The sequence below is a fragment of the Larkinella sp. VNQ87 genome (assembly GCF_049445795.1).
GTDB lineage: Bacteria > Bacteroidota > Bacteroidia > Cytophagales > Spirosomataceae > Larkinella.
Map to the genome: position 1 here is coordinate 84294 of NZ_JBMSDT010000016.1, position 18451 is coordinate 102744.

Sequence of the window (18451 nt, forward strand, 5' to 3'; positions counted from 1 at the left end):
CCCGCAGGCGAAACAAGGAGTTGGGTTGGGAAGAATACATAAAGGTTGGTGAAAATGAAGCTGTTGTTGCGAAAACCGTCTTATGAAAATTCGGATTTCAAATAGACTTTTCCAAAGCTTCAAAAGTACAAAAAAAACGGGCTGATACCCAAGCCTTCGCTGTATCTTTGCGAAGTATTAATTCAACATGTTGGATGGAATTTTCGCAGTTGTTAACCCACCTGGTCGCCGACGATACGCTACACGCCCGTTGGCTGAATACGCTCTCGATGATGGAAAATACCGGCGCCCGCAAGATTTCGGCCGCCGAACCTAAGACCACCGTCGACCTGCTGATGCTCAAACACGCGGCCGAAGAAGCCCGCCATGCTTATTACCTGAAGAAACAGATTCAGAAACTTTCGAAAGCCGACTGCCCCACCTACGAACCGGCTTACCTGCTGGCCCCGACCGACAGCCACGCCTACCTGAACCGGCTCGATGTGCAGGTGTGCCGGTATTTGAAAACCGCCCTGGGCCTGTCGGGCGCCGAGTTGAAATACGCGGCTTACCTGCTCGTAACCTACGCCATCGAGGTGCGCGCTGACAAGCTGTATCCAGTTTATCAGGACGTGCTGACCGAAGCGGGCAGTAAGGTCAACGTACGGTCGATCATTGTGGAGGAGGAGGGGCACCTGGCCGAGATGTTGCGGCAGATGGAGACGTTTTTCGGTGATGCGTGGCAAACCCATGCCGAGCGGGCGGTGGCGATCGAAACCGGGTTGTACGCGGCCTGGCTGGAAAGTCTGACGGCTCTGGAAAAAATCAATGCGGTGGAAGAAAACTAATTTTCGTAGCTTTGTGTTCTCTACTACACACGCATCTGGGGACGACCGGAATTGACAGCTTGTTGAGGCTGCGTGTAAGCATGTCGGGAGTTGAGGGCATTTCCTGTATAACAAACCTTCAAACAATAACTGGCGAATATAACTACGCCATGGCTGCTTAATCCGGAGGATTAGCATTTAGCCATTGTCTCCCCGGCCTCTGTGCTGCTGGCTGGATCAGGGGGCATCGACTCGCAGTACTGGCCCGGTTTATGGTGTTAACGACCGGGTAAGACACAAGCACCTACGGATGAGGTTTGGCCTGATGCGAGCCTGACCGATTCCCGACAATCCCAATCGCATCTAAGCATGTAGAAAGCACGACGGTTTCCTTGTCTGGACCAGGGTTCGACTCCCTGCGTCTCCACTAACAAAAAACCGCTCCTGAAACCGGGAGCGGTTTTTTATTTTATTCCACTTTGCTCAATTAAAAAAATAATGTTTGTCCCTGTCAAATTCAGACCATATCTAGTCATTTCATCATCAACTTTTTGAGGGACTTGTCCTTGACCATGTCCTCCAAGTTTATTTCTAATTGTTGGGATTCCGCTTTCGAGCAAATTTTGGAGCGATGAGAACTGATTCTGTGTAAAAGTAGGAACTAAGTTATTTTGAAAACAAATTTGAATTAGTTTTCGTGCTGTGTCGGTTTGATCATATTTCCACCCTTTCTCTGTACATATCACTTTTAATGTGCTTTCAAAAGCTTTAAGGCAATCATTTAAGCATTCTTTATTCTTGCCATTTCTATAGTGCTCATGAGCATTTAGATATTCCTCGTTTGCGCCTTCGAATTTTTTATTTGATAATAATGAAAGTAGTGGTTTGGTTACTTCTGAGTGGATATATTTTGAATCAATTCGAAGGATCTGGCCTTTTTCATAACTGTAGCCAATACCATTTTCTTTAAACCTAAGATTTAGTTCTTCGATTGCGTTTGGTAATTCTATTTTCGCATTTACATGATACATGAAATTAGAATCATAGTCATAAGCTTCTAATGTGTAGTGGAAAGAAACTTCAATCACATCTAATATTTCTTCTATCTCCTTTGTGTCAGTAATAAATTCAATAAGCCTAGTTAAGTAATTTTCGTGAGGATCTCCTAAATAAAATAATCCATATTCTCTGCAAAGTGTATTGTGAATCAGCTCATAAATGTCACTTAGGTCATTTACAAATCTTCCATTGCCAATTAGGTCTGTAAGAATATGTATGATTTGAACTCTTAAATTCTTTGGAATTTCATTATATATGTATACCTCAAAAGGTTCACTATTAAGTCTCTTTTGACGTCTTGAATATAGATCAAATATTGGCATATCTTTACATTATGTTTTTAGTAATGGTTGAATTGATAAACTTTATGAAATTTAATGAGTATATATTTTATGAAGATAACAGCGTGGAGTGTATAGTTTAATATTAATAATGCAAGGGTGTTATTCACCGATAAGCCCGATCCTTAACCATCCGAATGTTGTTGAATTTCGGAATTTCTACCACACAGTCTTTCGGGATCGTACCCCGGCGAATCCAGTTTGTGACTACGTGAGAATCCAAACCGTACTTTTTTCCGTATTCAGAGATGGTTAACCATTCGTCGAGGTGAAGTTCAAAACCGTTTACCTTTAAAAAGTTTAAGGTTTTTGCTGTGCTTTTCTGAATTTCAGCTAACTCAGCTTCAAAATCAACTTTGCTTTTCATACAACTCCACAGGAATATGAATACCGGTTATCTGAATCAATCAGAGACATATAAATAACTTTGCCTCCGATTGACTAATCTACAACCCCACCGGCAAGGTCACAAGCACCGTGTCCCAGCCCAAATACATCGTGGCGGTTTTTGCATCTTTTTTGGCAAATTGAATCGAGAAATTCTCAATTTACGCGGTCTGATTTCTACACCGGCTATCAGTTGCTAAAACGATTTTGAAGAAGCTTAGGCTGAGTCGTTAATCAATTCCAGATACGTATCCAGTTCACCGGGTGCTAAATCTTCTTTCTCCGATTTGTCATAAATCGCTAACAGATAAACCGCTTCCTGAACTACTTTCACAAAAGTGATGACCCGCGCACCGCCTGATTTTCCCTGTTTTTTACTGGCGATTGCCATGCGAACTTTATAACAGCCTTTCCCTAAAGCCGCTCCCTGGGTAGGTTCGCCCCGTAGAGAATCGAATAATATTCGTAAGTCTGTGCTCAGCGAGGGGTATTTTTTAGCCAGCCGTTTGGCCTGCCGGTCAAACGTAGGTAAGCTTTTGATGTCATAACTCATCCAGCAAATCGAAAGCGTTTCGGGCTTGTGTTTTACCCGCGAGCACGTCGTTCAACTCGTCAACTGATTCCTCAAATTCTGCCAGGAAGAGGGCTTTCTCGTCAGAAATGCCGACGGGCAGGGGCTTGGTTTTTACGAACGAAAGACTACGCAACAACTCCATCATGAAGCCGACTTTATTTTCCGGTATGTCCAGGACGATTTTCATACAAGCAAGATACTAATTTTAGACGAATTGTATCACAACCCCACCGGCACGGCCACCAGCACCGTGTCCCAGCCCAAATACATGGTGGCGGTTTTGGCGTCTTTTTTGACAAACTGAATCGAGAAATTCTCAATCAAACTGTCGGATTTCTGCACCGGCACGGTCACCCGGGCGACATCGAGGGCTTCGTTGTAACTGTAGGCACCCCACTGGTCCACGTCGGAACTGAGGATGATCGTCCACTCGGTTTCGGTCGGAATGGCGAGCAGGGCGTAGGTTCCGGCCTTGATCTTCTTGTCGCCGAACGTCACGTCCTGGTAAAATTTGATCTCCGGGGCTTCGTTGGCACCCGCCCGCCAGGGTTTGCCGTAGGGAGCCAGTTTCGTCCCGAAAATTTCCCGCCCGTTCTTCGCCGGACGGCTGTAGGTAATCCGGATCATGGCCTTGTCGGTGCCGATTTTGGCGGGCGCAAACTTGCGGTCGTGGGCGTAATCGTCGGGGTAGTAGGCCATGTCCATCGGGGATTTGTCGAGACCCCGGAAGGTAAACGATTGAGCCTGAGCCCCGGTCAGGGCCAGGAAAAGAAAGCAAACGAAAAAGGCGGTTTTTTTCATGCGGTTTTTGAAGCAGAAGGGTAGGGCAGAAAGATAGCATTCTTCGGATTTTTTTCCGAACCCCCAAGCGGGTTTTCGATTATACCTGCCAATGCTTCGAGTGATGAGACAGGATTCCTTACCGGAGATAGGTGCTTGCACACGCCCCCGGATCGCAGCCTCCCCGGATCGTGCCCTCCCCCGGATTGCATCCGGGGTTATCAGAAGTTAAACCCTGCGGGGTTGGGGATCGATAGTCTGCTGGGAAACTTTGGTTTATTTGTGGATTTTCTTGTCAGATTTGCGGAAAAATGCGTCTTTACAAACTCCTGACCGGGGCCGGGCGTTTACCAACCTGAACCACATATTGCATTTATGGTTGCTGATGTAGCCACTTCTACGAACTTACCGACTAGCTCTCAGGCCATTACGGGCCACACGGGCGTTCACTACGAAATTTTTGTCCGGGCCTTCTGCGATTCGAACGGCGACGGCATTGGCGATCTGAACGGGGTTACCTCCAAGCTGGATTACCTGCGGGACCTCGGCGTTTCGGCGATTTGGCTGATGCCGATCAACCCGTCGCCGAGTTACCACATGTACGATGTCACGGACTATTACGGCATTGCCTCCGAATACGGCACGCTGGACGACTTCCGGCGACTGATCCGCGAAGCCCACCAGCGTGGCATCAAAGTCATTTTGGATTTTGTGATCAACCACACCAGCCGCCAGCATCCGTGGTTTGTGGAAGCCTGCAAAAGCAAGGACAACCCCTACCACGACTGGTACGTCTGGATGAGCCAGCAGGAAATCAATTCGCTCAACATTGCCACCCGCGAAATCACGGCCGATTCCCAGGAGCGAAATCCCTGGCATCGCGTACCGGGTGCACCGTTTTCCGAAAAATACTATGCTTTGTTCTGGAGCGGTATGCCCGACCTGAACTACGATAACCCGGCCGTTCGGGCTGAAATCTACAAAGCCGGGAAGTTCTGGCTGACCGAGGTCGGCGTCGACGGTTTTCGGCTGGATGCCGCCCGGCACATCTACCCGGATTGGGAAGAACCCAAAAATCACCAGTTCTGGGAAGAGTTCGGGCGGGAAATGGAGTCGGTCAAACCGGGTGCCTACACCGTTGGCGAAGTCTGGACGCGGGCCGAGCGGATTGCGCCCTATTTCCGGGGGCTAAAAGCCAATTTCAACTTCGATCTAAGTCTGGCTTTGCAGGAAATTATTGGCAAGGAGCGCGATACGGCCGGAATTATTCCGATGCTGCTCCACAACCACACGGTTTTTGCGCAGGTCAACCCGCAATTCATCGATGCTATCATGCTGACCAACCACGACCAGAGTCGCATCGGCAGCGTGCTGAACGGAAACCTGAGCCACCTGAAAGTAGCGGCTAACTTGTTGTTGACGCTTCCCGGCAATCCTTACATTTATTACGGCGAAGAAATCGGCATGCTCGGAGCCAAACCCGACGAAAATATTCGGGAACCGTTTTTGTGGGATGTCCGAAAAAACGATAAAAACCGCAGTCGCTGGCGTCGGGCCACGTATTCGACCGACGCAACCGTAACGCCCCTGGCGCAGCAGCAAGCCGATCCGCAGTCGCTTTACAACCATTACAAACGCCTGATTCATTTTCGAAACAGCCATCCGGTTTTGAACGATAACCTCAGCCAATTGGAAGCCAGTGGCATTCAGCACAAAACCGTGCTGGCCTTTGTTCGGCGCTCGGGCCAGCGGTCGGTGCTGGTATTGCACAATTTGGCCAAACGCGGTACGGAAGTACTGATTTATCCGCAGGAAGCTGCCGAGGGCCGCAAAATCGTGCTCGACACGATCGGCAGTGCCCGGATGGTCAAGGGCGGCAACGTGCGCGTGCCGGGCTACGGCTGCGTGGTGCTGGAGTAGAGCTGTAACTACTGTAGGCCGGAGTGGCACTCCGGCCTACACCTTTCGGGCACCGGTCGATCGGCCTGAATTGCTCCCTCGTCGTTTAAAACCGCCGGTTCACGAAAAAAAACGGGTCAACCGGGCTTGATGTTGTTACGTTTGCCTATCAACGCTGACGGAACGAGACATGAGAACAACCCGGAAAGCCCTGATTATCGGTTGCGGAATTGCTGGGCCGGTCATGGCACTTTTTCTACAGGAAGCCGGTATCGAATCGGAAATTTACGAAGCGCAGACAGCTCCCCGCGATGAAGCGGGTGCTTTTCTGAATCTGGCACCCAACGGCGTCAATATCCTGAAAACGCTGGAGCTGGATCAATGGCTTTCGGTCGCCGGTTTTCATTCGGCCGGAATGGACTTTTTCAACGGCAGAGGCAAGCTGTTGGCTCAGTTGGAAAGCGAGGACGAAGAAGAGCGCTTCGGGAGCCGAAACGTCGTGATCAAACGGGGGCAGTTGCAACGCATCCTGCGCGACGAAGCGGTTCGCCGGAATATCCCGATCCATTGGGGAAAAAAAATAACCGGACTTCAACCGGGCGGTTTTCAGGGCATTGTGGCGAAGTTTGAAGATGGTTCAGAAGCCGCAGGCACCTTTCTAGTCGGATGCGACGGAATTCACTCCCGAACCCGGCAATTGATATTTCCACGGGCACCCCAACCCGTCTATACCGGCCTGATCGATTGTGGCGGATTTGCCCAATGTCCGCCCGGCCTGTCAACTTCCGGGGCCATGCAGATGATCTTCGGCCGCAAAGCGTTTTTCGGTTATATTCCTAAATCAGACGGCGAAGTATACTGGTTTAGCAACATCCCCCGTCCTGCCGAACCGACCCGGCAGGAGCTGAATGCCTTGTCTGATCACGACTGGCGGCAACAACTCCTGCACCACCACGCCACCGATCCGGCTTTTATTGCCGAAATTATTCAGGCGACGCCGGGCGAAATCGGCAAATGGCCCGTTTACGACCTGCCTTCGTTACCGTCCTGGCACAAAGGACCGGTTTGCCTGATCGGGGATGCCGCCCATGCCACCTCCCCGCATTCGGGTCAGGGGGCGTCGCTGGCGCTCGAAGATGCGGCCGTGCTGGCCCGCTGCTTGCGCGATTCGCTGGATACCGAAACCGCCTTTGCCACGTTTGTACAGTTGCGAAAGGAGCGGGTTGAAAAGATCGTTCGGCAAGCCCGCCGGACCGGCAACAGCAAAGCGCTGAGCAATCCGGTGGCGATCTGGCTGCGTGATCGGCTGCTGCCCTTTTTCATCCGAATGGGTGCCAAATCCGCTGAACCGGTACTGGCCTACAAGGTCAATTGGGAGCGCCAAACCGCCTGAGAACCGGTTACTCGTGAACCTACTCCACTTGTTGGCCGGAGGGCAAAAACCGGTAGAGAAACGGGGCTTTGTGGGGCGTTCCCTGCCTTCGTTCGGCGAGTCGTTCGAGTCGGCCGGATGCCATCACTTTTTTGTAAAAGTTGCGGCCATCGAGCGCATGGCCGAGGATGGTTTCGCACAACCGCTGGAGTTCGGGGATGGTGAATGTCTCGGGGAGCAGGTGGTTGATGGGCTGGTCGTCCAGATTTTTACGCAGCGATGCCAGCGCAACCGCGATGATGTGGTTGTGGTCAAAGAGCAACGTGGGGAGTTCTTCCAGATTCCACCAGCGGCATTCGTCGGTTAGCAAATCGGGCGTAGGGACGACTTTCGAATATTCGACGAGCGCGTAATAGCCGATGGAAATCGTTCGTTCCGACCATTGAATGCCTTCCAGCGGCAGGTTGATGGTGCGCCAGGTGGCGTCTTGATCGTAGCGAACGGTTTGCCCGAATACATGAAATTGCTGGAGATACAAGGCATCCAACCCCGTTCGTTCGCGCACAATCCGCTGGGCCGCATCATCGACCGATTCCAGTTTACGAATAAAACCGCCTGGCAAACTCCACGCGTCAGTTTCTTTCCAGCGCAGCAGCAAGACCTTCAGTTGGTTCTGGTGAAAACCGAAAATCACGCCGTCGATCGACAGGTAGTGGATACACTGCGCTGACACCTCCTGAAAATACCGAACCGCCGGATGATTATATTCTTTCATAAAATGGTTCAAAAAATTTCATTGCGTACTTACTACGTATTGAATCTTTCTGTACTTTTGACGCAAAGCTACAAATCGTTTGGCAGGAATTTGCCCGTTTGGGAACAATGGCGCTTTTCATGATCGATTGTGAATCTTATATGAATCTTAAGCGGTTTTTTGTCTGGTTTTCCTTACAGGCTCTTGCGGTCATGGCGCTGGGGGCCAAAGTCGATACCCTCGATGTGCCCAGTGCGGCCATGAAGCGAACGCTGCGTGCAGCGATTGTTCTGCCGGAGCAGTATGAAAGCAAAAAGGCGCGGAAAACCGCCCGGGTATTTCCGGTTTTGTACCTGCTCCACGGCGGTTCGGGCAGTTTCCGCGACTGGCTGACCAAAACGCCCGATAAAACGCTGCTGCATCGGCTGGCCGACCAATACAACCTCATCATCGTAACGCCCGACGGCGACCCGACCAGCTATTATTTCGACAGCCCGCTGGTAGCCACCAGCCAGTTTGAAACGTTCGTTTCCAGCGAGTTGATCGAAAAAATCGACAATACCTACCGCACCGTCCGCGACCGCAAAGGCCGGGTCATTGCGGGTTTGTCGATGGGGGGGCACGGAGCGATGTTCATTTCCAGCCGCCACCCCGAACTATACGCGGCCGCCGGTAGCATGAGTGGCGTCATGAATATCAACACGGCCACCTGGAAAGTTCCGGCCGAATTTGCCCGGTCCCGCGCCGAAAACTTTGCCAAACTACTTGGCCCACCGAAAGAAGGAGACACGCCGTATCCCGGCTACACGATGGTGACGCTGGCTGATCGGCTGAAAGCCAACAACTTGCCGTTGATTTTCGACATTGGCGTGGACGATTTTCTGATCGAAGGCAACCGGGAGTTACACCGCCGGTTGGTCGAGAATAAAACGTCCCACGACTACACCGAGCGGCCCGGAGCCCATACCTGGGAGTACTGGGAAAATGCCCTGCCGTATCAGGTGTTGTTTTTCAGTAAAATTCTGAAAGCCAATGGCGTGTTCGTTTCTGAAATTAATCAATAACCGTAGCTTCTTACCAATCTCTTTATACCAACCTCGATGAAAACCAGTGTTCTTCTGCTGGCCGCTTCAGTGCTTGTCCTGCCTCTTCGGAGTGTGGGACAAGCGCCGAAAAGCGCGGCCCTGCCGATCATGACAGGCAAAGACGTGGCCGTTGTCCAAACTGAATCCGGTAAAGTGCGTGGCTACGTTCACAATGGTACGTTTACTTTCAAAGGCATTCCGTACGCGAAAGCGGAGCGGTTTATGGCTCCAACCAAACCGGATGCGTGGACGGGCGTCCGGAGTTCGATGAGCTACGGCCCGGTTTGTCCGCTGATGGACCCCACGACCACGGTGCACGATGAATCAGAATTTGTGTTCCACCACGACTGGGGCTATCCCAACGAAGACTGCCTGCGGCTGAACGTCTGGTCGGCGGGCGTAAACGACTCGAAAAAGCGGCCCGTGATGGTTTGGCTGCACGGCGGTGGGCACACCGCCGGTTCGTCGCAGGAACTGCCGTCGTACGATGGCGAGAATATCAGCAAAAAAGGCGATGTGGTGCTGGTTTCGGTTAATCACCGGTTGAATATTCTCGGTTTTCTTGATTTGTCGGCTTACGGCGAGAAGTACAAAGCCTCGCCGAATACGAGCATTATGGACCTAGTGGCGGCTTTGCAGTGGGTGAAGGCCAACATCGCCAACTTCGGCGGTGACCCCAACAACGTGACCATCTTCGGGCAGTCGGGCGGGGGCGGCAAGGTAAACACGCTGCTGTATACACCTTCGGCCAAGGGCCTGTTCCACAAGGCGATCATCCAGAGTGGCGGTTTGGGTCTGAGCTTTCACGAGCAGGCGGTGACGAAGCGGGTGAGCGCGGCCGTGCTCGACGAACTGGGCATTCAACCCGCGCAGGTGGACGAGATTCAGAAGGTGCCGTTCGAGAAACTGGCCGCTGCCGGGAAAAAGGCCGTGAACAAAGTACAGGAACAACTGAAAGCGGAGGGCAAACCGCTGACGGTTTTCGGCTTCATGTGGGGGCCAACGCTGGATGGCGGTTTGCTGCCCTACCAGCCCACTGACCCGGCCGCTCAGTCGATTTCGAGTACGGTTCCGCTCCTGATTGGCTCGACAAAAAATGAATTTATGGCCTCGCTACGCCTGCCGAACGGTGACACCATGACGCCGGAAGATGCCCGAAGCTTTTTGCAAAAACAGTATGGCGACCAGACCGATTCATATTTGGCAGCCGTTAAAAAAGCGTACCCGAACGACACCCGCCCCTCGGACCTGATCGATGTCGACGGGATGTTCCGGCGGAGCGCCATCAAAATGGCCGACGTTAAAGCTACGTCGCCGGCGCCGGTGTATATGTACCTGTTCACCTGGCAGTCGCCGGTGTTGGACGGCCGCTACAAGGCGCTTCACTGCATCGAGATTCCCTTCGCGTTCAACAACATTGCCCGCTGCGAGGAGATGACCGGGGGCGGAAAAGCCGCTTACGACCTGGCCGACAAGATGAGTCAGGCCTGGATCAACTTTGCCCGCAACGGCAACCCGAACCACAAGGGCCTGCCCACCTGGCAGAAGTACACACCCGCCAACGGGGCCACGATGTTATTTGACAATCAGTGTGTGGAGAAATACCACCACGACAAGGCCCTGCTGGCCATTGGGCCACCGATCATGTTGTAATCGTTGCTGACTCCGCCATGCTAGCGCTTCTGGGCTTTGCCACCATCGGCCTTTTCCTGCTCCTGATCATCACCAAGCGGTTATCGGTTCTGACGGCCCTCGTTCTGGTGCCGTTGGTCATGGGAATCCTGGCCGGATTCAGTCCAAAGGAGTTGGGCGAGATGATCCTGGCCGGAATCAAACAAGTAGCTCCGACGGGTATTCTGCTCATGTTTGCGGTTTTGTATTTTGCCACCATGCTCGATGCCGGTTTGTTCGATCCGATCATCGGGGGCATCATTCGCTACGTCAAAGGCGATCCGCTGAAGGTGATTGTCGGCACGGCCCTACTGACGATGATTGTCCACCTCGACGGCGACGGAACGGCCACGTTCATGATTGTGCTATCGGCATTTTTGCCCATTTACCGCCAACTAAAGATTAACCGGCTGATTCTATCTGGCGTGGTGGCGCTGAGCGTTGGGCCGTTGCATTTGGTGCCGTGGTCGGGTACCTCGGCCCGGGCACTCTCGACCCTGAAAACCGATGCCACCCAACTATTCAATCCCAACATCCCGGCTATCCTGGCCGGGATGGCCTGGGTGTTGCTGGTGGCCTACCGGTTTGGTTTGCAGGAACGCAAGCGTCTCGGGGTGCTCGATTTGCACTACGTCCACCACGAAAATCTGACCGAACAGCAACGGGCGCTTCGGCGGCCCCGGTTCGTCTGGATTAATGCCGCGCTGACGATCGCTCTGATTATCACGCTGATGAAAGGCTGGGTTCCGACACCTGCGCTGTTCGTGGTCGCCAGTGCGGGGGCGCTCCTGATCAATTACCCCCGGTTGTCGGATCAGCAAACCGTCCTGCGCAACCACGGCAACAACATCTTTATGGTATCGGGAATGATCTTTGCCGCCGGTGTTTTTTCCGGTATCCTGACTGGCTCGAAGATGATCGACGCGATGGCGACCTCGCTGGTTTCGCTCATTCCGCAACAACACGCGAGTTGGTTGCCCACGCTGACGGCCCTGACGAGTATGCCCGCCAGTTTGCTGTTCACGCCCGATGCCTATTATTTCGGGGTGGTGCCGATCCTGAGTCAGACCGCTACCCAGTTCGGCATCGATCCCCTCGAAATCGGGCGGGCGGCTTTGCTGGGCCAGATGACTGTCGGTTTTCCGGTAAGTCCGCTGACGGCTTCAACCTTTCTGCTGGTTGGATTGGCCGAGGTGGACCTGGGCGATCACCAGAAATTTACCCTGAAATGGGCTTTCGGCACGACGCTCGTCATGACGCTGGCGGCCTTGTTAACCGGCTCGATTCATCTATGAAAGACAAAATCCGGATCGGATGCGGAGCCGGTTTTTCCGGCGATCGGCAGGAACCCGCCGTCATCCTGGCGCAGCACGGGCATCTTGATTACCTCGTTCTGGAATGTCTGGCCGAACGCACCATCGCGCTGGCGCAGAAACGCAAACGGCAGGACCCCACGGCCGGATATGATCCGCTGCTCGAACGCCGGATCGAAAGCCTGCTGCCGCATCTGCTGGCGAACCACGTTCGGCTGATCACCAACATGGGAGCCGCCAATCCGCTGGCGGGGGCGCAGAAAATCATGGAGATAGCCCGGCGGTTAAACCTGCCGGTTACCGTCGCGGTGGTGACCGGTGATGATGTGTTCGATCAGCTTTCCGGCGAAGAAATCAGCCTGGAAACCGGAAAACCGCTGGCGGATTCCGGTCCGCTGATTTCGGCCAATGCCTACCTGGGTGCGGAGGCCATTTTACCCGCACTGGCCACCGACGCGACCATCATCCTGACCGGCCGGGTCGCCGATCCCTCGCTGTTCGTTGCCCCGCTGGTGTACGAATTGGGCTGGTCGCTGGACGATGCGGACCGGATTGGACAGGGAACCGTCGTGGGGCATCTCCTCGAATGCGCCGGACAACTGACCGGCGGTTATTTTGCCGATCCGGCCCGAAAACCGGTTCCGGACCTTGCCCACCTGGGCCATCCCTTCGCCGACGTTTTCGCCGATGGCACGGCCTTTTTCGGGAAGGTGGCCGGTACGGGCGGACGCCTGAGTGCGGCTACGGCTAAAGAGCAACTGCTGTACGAAGTCATGGACCCCGGCCGGTATCTGACTCCCGATGTGACGGCTGATTTTACCGCCGTGCGGATCGACGAAACCGGCCCCGATCAGGTCAAGGCAACGGGCGGACGCGGCACAACCCGACCCGAAACCCTGAAGGTAAGCGTAGGCTATGATGCGGGATATATTGGTGAGGGCGAGATTTCCTACGCCGGTTCGAATGCGCTGGCACGTGCTCAACTGGCCGGTTCGATTGTTCAGGAACGTCTGCGGGAGGCATTTCCCGAACTACAGCTTGACTACGTAGGAAGCAACTCGGTTCATCGGACAACATTTGAAGCCTTGCCGGAACCATACGAAATCCGGCTGCGGATAGCGGGCCGGGCCACTACGGCCCAGCAAGCCGCCCGCGTGGGCGAGGAGGTGGAAGCGCTGTACACCAACGGGCCAGCCGGGGGCGGAGGAGCCCGCAAGTTTATTCACGACGTGGTGGGCATCGTGTCAACGCTCCTGCCGCGCGACCGCGTCCAGGCACAGCTAACGCTATTTCACCCATGAACGTTAAATTGTATGACCTGGCCCACAGCCGGGCGGGCGACAAAGGCAACACGCTGACGCTGTCGCTCATTCCGTACCGAAGTGAAGACTACGAGCTGCTGCGCGACCGGGTAACTGCCGAAGCCGTCGGGCATCACCTTCGTGACATCGTGCAGGGCGAGATCATCCGGTATGAATTACCACTTTTACCGGCTTTGCACTTTGTTTGTCAGCAGGCGTTGCTGGGTGGCGTCACTACCTCGCTGGCGGTCGATCCCCACGGCAAAAGCCTGAGTTATGCCCTGCTGGAAATGGAGATTGTGGTTTAAAAGGCTACGACTGGATGGTCATTTCAAAGCCGGGCAGCACTGCCTCGCCCGACAAAACCGCCGATTTCTCCGTCCGGATTTCCACCGATCCGTCTGAGCGGAAAATATAAAGTTGCTGATCAATCCGGTCGATGAGCCAGCCAAGTTGGCAGCCGTTGTCGCGGTATTCTTCCATTTTGGCCTTCAACGTCGCCAGCGAGTCGGTTTTCGAGCGGATTTCCAGCACAAAGTCCGGGCAAATCGGGGCAAATTTCTCCTGCTTCGCTTCCGGCAACTGCTCCCAGCGGTCTTTCCGAATCCAGGCTACATCCGGCGACCGAACCGCCGAATTCGGCAGCGTAAAACAGGTTGATGAATCGAACACGTAACCCAGCTTGGTTTTACGGTTCCAGATACCAACTTCAATGAGCAAATCGGCATTGTAACGTCCTGTTTCTGATCCGGTGGGGGGCATAAGAATGATGTTTCCGTCGGCATCCCGTTCGAGACGCAGATCGCGGTTGGCCTGACATAAGTCAAAAAAATACGCGTCGTCAAATTGATGTTGACGGGGCGGGTGGAGTGTCAGGTGGTCGGAAGTCTGGATGTCGGCAATCATAGGATATGGCCTTTTCCCAAAGATAACACGTACCCACGGACCGCCGGGCGGCCCCGTTTAGTCCGTGTTTTGGAGGTTATTTAATCTGGATGATAAGACCAACTCACACGGACTAAACGGGGCCGCCCGGCGGTCCGTGGGTACGTTATTCCATGGCTACGTTACATCTGCGCCAGCAGGTACAAAACCGCCATCCGGACAGCCACGCCGTTTTCGACCTGATCCAGGATGATGCTGTGGTGCGAATCGGCGGCATCGGACGTCAGTTCGACACCCCGGTTGATCGGGCCGGGGTGCATCAGCACGATGGGTCGGTCGAGCTCGTCGAGCATTTTTTTGGTGATGCCGTAGTAGAGGGAATATTCGCGTAGCGACGGAAAATACTTGATCTGCTGTCGTTCGAGTTGAATTCGCAGCACGTTGGCCACGTCGCACCAGTTGAGAGCCTCACGCACGTCGTGGCTCACTTTCACGCCGAGTTGGTCGATGTGTTTGGGAATCAGCGTCGTCGGGCCGCAAACCATCACTTCGGCCCCCTGTTTTTGCAGGCAGAAAATATTCGACAGCGCCACGCGGGAGTGCAGAATGTCGCCAATGATGGCCACGCGTTTCCCGGCCACATTGCCCAGTTTGTCCTGAATTGAAAACGAGTCGAGCAGCGCCTGGGTCGGGTGTTCGTGCGTGCCGTCACCGGCGTTGACGACGTTGGCCGGAATCCGGTCCGAGAGGTAGTGCGGAGCGCCGGGGCTGCTGTGCCGCATGACGATCATATCGACCTTCATCGCCAGAATGTTGTTGACCGTGTCGAGCAGCGTCTCGCCTTTTTTGACCGAACTGCCCGAAGCCGAAAAGTTGACCACATCGGCTGACAGCCGTTTTTCGGCCAGCTCGAACGAGAGCCGGGTGCGGGTCGAATTTTCAAAAAAAACGTTGGCAATGGTAATATCGCGCAGCGACGGTACTTTCTTGATCGGTCGGTTGATGACGTCTTTGAACTCGCGAGCCGTTCCTAAAATGAGTTGAATGTCGTTCTCGGTCAGGTTCTTAATGCCCAGCAGGTGTCGGACGCTGAGTTGTTGCATGGCGCGAATCAGGAGGAAAAGTTTGACAAAGATAGGTTTCGCTGCGTCGGTTTTCAAATCCGAAGTTGATTTGTCCCGATTTCCGTTGTTGTAAAAACCGGATTGCCGGTGAATCAGCCGTTTACACAAAACCGCTGGCAGACCCCTGCTTCTGTCGTTAAAACCGCCTACCTTTCTGGTAGACCTTCTCCGTTGCTGTTCATGCTGCGCGATCTGTTTACGTTTCTGGGCCGATTGTACCGGTTGGTGGCTTCGCTGGTGCTCATCGCCATCCTGGCCGTTGCGGCCTGGCTGCTGGGCTATTTTTATCAGGAAGAACACACGCAAAACCGGTTTTTACGGGAAGGGCGGCCAATAGAAGTGCGGCTGGCCACGGCTGAACTGGAGCAACGTTCCTGGCGGGATGCCTTCGGGAATGTCGCTTATGTTACCTTTCCTTATCATCAGAAAACGTATATGACCCGTTACGTCATGGATACGGCCTGGGTGGGTTCCGGCGACCGGGTTAGGCTGTTGTACCATCCTGAATTGGATGAATTTCGGCAGCAACATGCGGAGCCAAAGCCCGACCGGAGCACCTCAAGGCTGATTCGCTGGTCGTCTGCCAGTGATTTCAGTACGGAAAACAAATTGCTGGCGGGGTTGCTGGTGGTGATCACCTCGCTCTTCTTTTTTGCCGGAGGGTTCATCGTCTCCCTGACCGGCTGGACGTTTCTGCAATCCGTCGCCCGGCTGGTGTTAGTTGTCGTATTGTTTGGAGTCGCCGTGTTTTTTAGTTACGATGCGGTAGAGTATTTCCGGTATTACGGCAAACTGAAAGCCAGCGGGCAACCGATGGACGTACCGGTTTTGAAGACCGACCGCCACCGCGTCGGCCGGAGTACGCGGAGTACGGTTTTCAAAAGTTACACGTACCAGGCCACCTGCCGGTTTCCACAGGGCGAACGAACCATTCCCATTACGGAAGACGACTATGAAACCGTAAAGCCCACCGACCGGTTAGCGGTTTTGTATAATGCCGGACAGGACGACGCCATGTCAGCCACTTACCCCGGCGACTACTGGACGCTGGTGGTGCCGGTTTTTTTCTGGCTGCTTTTCGGGGTGGTCGGGTGGAAGACGTTTTTGAAGCGGGTTGATAAGTAGTGATGGATCATTGTTTTTACGGTAATTTTCTCTGCTAACTTTGTATAAACAATGCTGCCATGCTAACATCCGCTGCTATTGCTTCCACTGTTGCCCCTTATTTTCGGGACAAACCCGTTCGGAAAGCCTACCTATTTGGGTCTGTCGCAAGAAATGAGGCTTCCTCAACGAGTGATGTAGATATTTTAATTGAGCTGGATTCTTCACAACTTATTGGATTGATTGAGTATATTAAGATGATGGAAGGGCTCGAAGCGTTGTTGGGCCGCAAAGTTGATCTGGTTAGCACAGATGCGCTTTCTCCATATTTAAAAACACGTATTGATCAGGAAAAAGTGCTGATTTATGAAGCCTGAACTCGGCGATATAGCACGGCTTGAGCACGTTCTGGAAGCCAATTCAGATTACCCAAATCCTGACTGACCTGCGACAATAGAAAAGTTATACCAATGCCCGCATCCCTCAAAAAACACCTGCAATCCCTCACGCACGACGAATTGGTAGACGAAATCCTGAAGCTGACCAAAAAATTCAGGGAGGTCAAGGCGTATTACGAGATGGACCTGGGTGATAGCAAACAACAGGGCGCGTTGCTGGCCGAGTACAAAACCAAACTCAAAAAACTGTTTTTCCCGACGCGGGGCTACGGCGATCCGAAGGCATCGGAAGTCCGGAAAATCATCAGTGATTTCAAGAAAATCTCGGTTTTCCCGTTCGATGTGGCTGATCTGCTTCTCTACCGGGTCGAACTGGCCGTGCAGTTTACCAATTCCTACGGCGACATCGACGACCGGTTTTATGCCTCCACCGAAACCGCCTACGAGGAAGCCCTAAAGCTCATCGAAACGCACAAACTTCATGATCATTTTCGGGAGCGCGGCCTGATGATTCAGGAGCAAACCCGGCACATCGGCTGGGGATTCAGCTACACCATGCGCGATTTGACGCAGAAATACTTCAACTAAAGCGGGCGGTTTTAAGGCTTGAGCGTGTAAAACTCGTACATGATTTTCCAGGTAAACGCTTTTCCCGGCTCTACGTTGACGGCGATGAACGGCTCGGGTGAGAGGTTTTTTGGATTCGACCAGAACGCCAGTTTCGACAGCGGCCGGTCGGACCGAATCCGGACACCCGCGCCGGTTTTGGTGTTTTCTACCCGAATATCATAATCGCTGGCATCGGAACTGTAGCCTTCAATCAGGGTGTAAATGCTTTCCCGGTTTTGCAGCGGGCGGGCAAATGTCAGTTCCTGGCTCGTACTGGCCAGAATATCTTTCAAATCGCCGGTGGGTTTGATGGCAAACGGAAACCGTACCCGGAAATCCGGCCCCGACGGTTGCTGATCCAGAACGAGGAAGTTGTGGTTGTAAACCGCCGTTTCGATGCGCTGCTTCCCGGTATTTTTCAGCCGGTGTTCCAGCACCAGCTCCGGCTTGCCTTTGGTCAGCTTCACGGTTTTTTCGTATTCATAGGAATACCCGGCGGCATCGGTCAATACATGCGTAAACCGCACCTGATCGCTTTTTTTCTGCACCGACCACTTGCCCTTGTCGACATGCTGATACGGCGCGACGAACTTATACGGATCATTATCAATCTTCCGCAGGCTGCCCACGCCAATCTTGACAAACAACTCGCCCGGTTTGGCCTGGTCGTACCCCAGCGGATCAAAGGCTTCGACCGGCCCGATGATGGCGTCGTGCAGGAATGGGTCGTACTGCGGAAACCATTGCCCGAAATACGTATGGCCTTTGTACTCCAGACTGGCAATCACCCCGGCCCAGTCGAACCGGGTGCCCCGGTAATACCCGGTTTCCGGATCGGGTAAATAAAGCGTTGCCCGGACGGATTCGTTGCCGATCTGCGTCTGCGGAACGTCGTCAAACGTAGCGGCCAACAGGGAAACGGCTGCCAATAGGGTCAGGAGGAATTTTGTCATACCTGTACCACGGACTGTCAGTCCGTGATTTTGTTT

The 18451-nt window shown here is 53.4% G+C and carries 19 protein-coding genes and 1 other RNA gene; 12 read left to right on the forward strand and 8 right to left on the reverse strand.

The genetic code is table 11. From position 1 onward, the window contains the following. Window positions 1-194 precede the first annotated feature (194 nt). Together ACO2Q8_RS24665 and ssrA are read left to right on the forward strand one after the other, a co-directional pair. Window positions 195-827 (forward strand): hypothetical protein, encoded by a 633-nt coding sequence (locus tag ACO2Q8_RS24665; protein ID WP_423347549.1) that lies wholly within the window; start codon window positions 195-197, stop codon window positions 825-827. A 37-nt stretch (window positions 828-864) separates the two neighbouring features. Beyond that, window positions 865-1236: a transfer-messenger RNA gene (gene ssrA / locus ACO2Q8_RS24670) on the forward strand. A 34-nt stretch (window positions 1237-1270) separates the two neighbouring features. Here the strand turns inward: ssrA and ACO2Q8_RS24675 are convergent. The 4 genes from ACO2Q8_RS24675 to ACO2Q8_RS24690 form a co-directional block, all read right to left on the reverse strand. Then, window positions 1271-2188, reverse strand: a complete 918-nt coding sequence (locus ACO2Q8_RS24675) for an STM4504/CBY_0614 family protein (RefSeq protein WP_423347550.1) — start codon at window positions 2186-2188, stop codon at window positions 1271-1273. Window positions 2189-2810: 622 nt separating this feature from the next. After that, window positions 2811-3146 carry a type II toxin-antitoxin system RelE/ParE family toxin gene (locus ACO2Q8_RS24680; protein ID WP_423347551.1) on the reverse strand — a complete coding sequence of 112 codons (336 nt, stop codon included), beginning with the start codon at window positions 3144-3146 and terminating at the stop codon, window positions 2811-2813. Then, window positions 3136-3354 (reverse strand): hypothetical protein, encoded by a 219-nt coding sequence (locus ACO2Q8_RS24685; protein ID WP_423347552.1) that lies wholly within the window; start codon window positions 3352-3354, stop codon window positions 3136-3138. The genes ACO2Q8_RS24680 and ACO2Q8_RS24685 overlap by 11 nt, the downstream gene beginning before the upstream one ends. A gap of 32 nt (window positions 3355-3386) precedes the next feature. Further along, window positions 3387-3968 (reverse strand): DUF2911 domain-containing protein, encoded by a 582-nt coding sequence (locus tag ACO2Q8_RS24690; protein ID WP_423347553.1) that lies wholly within the window; start codon window positions 3966-3968, stop codon window positions 3387-3389. A gap of 354 nt (window positions 3969-4322) precedes the next feature. On the opposite strand from ACO2Q8_RS24690, the gene ACO2Q8_RS24695 reads away from it, so the two are divergent. Both ACO2Q8_RS24695 and ACO2Q8_RS24700 read left to right on the forward strand, forming a co-directional pair. Beyond that, window positions 4323-5867: an alpha-amylase family glycosyl hydrolase gene (locus ACO2Q8_RS24695; RefSeq protein ID WP_423347554.1), complete on the forward strand. Its 1545-nt coding sequence runs from the start codon at window positions 4323-4325 to the stop codon at window positions 5865-5867. Between the two features lie 169 nt (window positions 5868-6036). After that, window positions 6037-7239: an FAD-dependent oxidoreductase gene (locus ACO2Q8_RS24700; RefSeq protein ID WP_423347555.1), complete on the forward strand. Its 1203-nt coding sequence runs from the start codon at window positions 6037-6039 to the stop codon at window positions 7237-7239. A 19-nt stretch (window positions 7240-7258) separates the two neighbouring features. Here ACO2Q8_RS24700 and ACO2Q8_RS24705 read toward each other — a convergent pair whose 3' ends face one another. Continuing rightward, entirely contained in the window at window positions 7259-7993 is a 735-nt protein-coding gene (locus tag ACO2Q8_RS24705) for an NUDIX hydrolase (RefSeq protein WP_423347556.1), read from the reverse strand. A gap of 140 nt (window positions 7994-8133) precedes the next feature. Here ACO2Q8_RS24705 and ACO2Q8_RS24710 point away from each other — a divergent pair, with 140 nt between their 5' ends. Genes ACO2Q8_RS24710 through ACO2Q8_RS24730 form a run of 5 tightly spaced genes read left to right on the forward strand, consistent with a single transcriptional unit; the run spans window position 8134 to window position 13650 of the window. Next, the gene (locus tag ACO2Q8_RS24710) at window positions 8134-9036 is read left to right on the forward strand and encodes an alpha/beta hydrolase (protein WP_423347557.1); all 903 of its coding nucleotides are present in this window, start codon (window positions 8134-8136) and stop codon (window positions 9034-9036) included. Window positions 9037-9072: 36 nt separating this feature from the next. Continuing rightward, complete coding sequence (locus tag ACO2Q8_RS24715; protein ID WP_423347558.1) at window positions 9073-10710, forward strand: carboxylesterase/lipase family protein; 1638 nt, start codon at window positions 9073-9075, stop codon at window positions 10708-10710. 17 nt (window positions 10711-10727) lie between these two features. Continuing rightward, the gene (locus ACO2Q8_RS24720) at window positions 10728-12023 is read left to right on the forward strand and encodes a CitMHS family transporter (RefSeq protein ID WP_423347559.1); all 1296 of its coding nucleotides are present in this window, start codon (window positions 10728-10730) and stop codon (window positions 12021-12023) included. After that, a complete protein-coding gene (locus ACO2Q8_RS24725) occupies window positions 12020-13342 on the forward strand; it encodes an acyclic terpene utilization AtuA family protein (RefSeq protein WP_423347560.1) in 1323 nt (440 codons plus the stop codon). Before ACO2Q8_RS24720 ends, ACO2Q8_RS24725 begins: the two co-directional genes overlap by 4 nt. Beyond that, complete coding sequence (locus tag ACO2Q8_RS24730) at window positions 13339-13650, forward strand: AtuA-related protein (RefSeq protein ID WP_423347561.1); 312 nt, start codon at window positions 13339-13341, stop codon at window positions 13648-13650. The genes ACO2Q8_RS24725 and ACO2Q8_RS24730 overlap by 4 nt, the downstream gene beginning before the upstream one ends. Window positions 13651-13654: 4 nt before the next feature. Here the strand turns inward: ACO2Q8_RS24730 and ACO2Q8_RS24735 are convergent, their stop codons facing one another. Next, window positions 13655-14248, reverse strand: a complete 594-nt coding sequence (locus tag ACO2Q8_RS24735) for a Uma2 family endonuclease (protein ID WP_423347562.1) — start codon at window positions 14246-14248, stop codon at window positions 13655-13657. 161 nt (window positions 14249-14409) lie between these two features. Further along, on the reverse strand, window positions 14410-15330 hold the full coding sequence (locus ACO2Q8_RS24740) for an aspartate carbamoyltransferase catalytic subunit (protein ID WP_423347563.1): 921 nt from the start codon (window positions 15328-15330) through the stop codon (window positions 14410-14412). 108 nt (window positions 15331-15438) lie between these two features. On the opposite strand from ACO2Q8_RS24740, the gene ACO2Q8_RS24745 reads away from it, so the two are divergent. The 3 genes from ACO2Q8_RS24745 (at window position 15439) to ACO2Q8_RS24755 (ending at window position 17441) form a co-directional block, all read left to right on the forward strand. After that, on the forward strand, window positions 15439-16476 hold the full coding sequence (locus ACO2Q8_RS24745; RefSeq protein WP_423347564.1) for a hypothetical protein: 1038 nt from the start codon (window positions 15439-15441) through the stop codon (window positions 16474-16476). Window positions 16477-16535: 59 nt separating this feature from the next. Next, complete coding sequence (locus ACO2Q8_RS24750) at window positions 16536-16832, forward strand: nucleotidyltransferase family protein (protein ID WP_423347565.1); 297 nt, start codon at window positions 16536-16538, stop codon at window positions 16830-16832. 93 nt (window positions 16833-16925) lie between these two features. Continuing rightward, window positions 16926-17441, forward strand: a complete 516-nt coding sequence (locus ACO2Q8_RS24755; RefSeq protein WP_423347566.1) for a DUF6155 family protein — start codon at window positions 16926-16928, stop codon at window positions 17439-17441. An 11-nt stretch (window positions 17442-17452) separates the two neighbouring features. Here the strand turns inward: ACO2Q8_RS24755 and ACO2Q8_RS24760 are convergent, their stop codons facing one another. Then, window positions 17453-18415, reverse strand: a complete 963-nt coding sequence (locus tag ACO2Q8_RS24760; protein ID WP_423347567.1) for a hypothetical protein — start codon at window positions 18413-18415, stop codon at window positions 17453-17455. Window positions 18416-18451 lie beyond the last annotated feature (36 nt).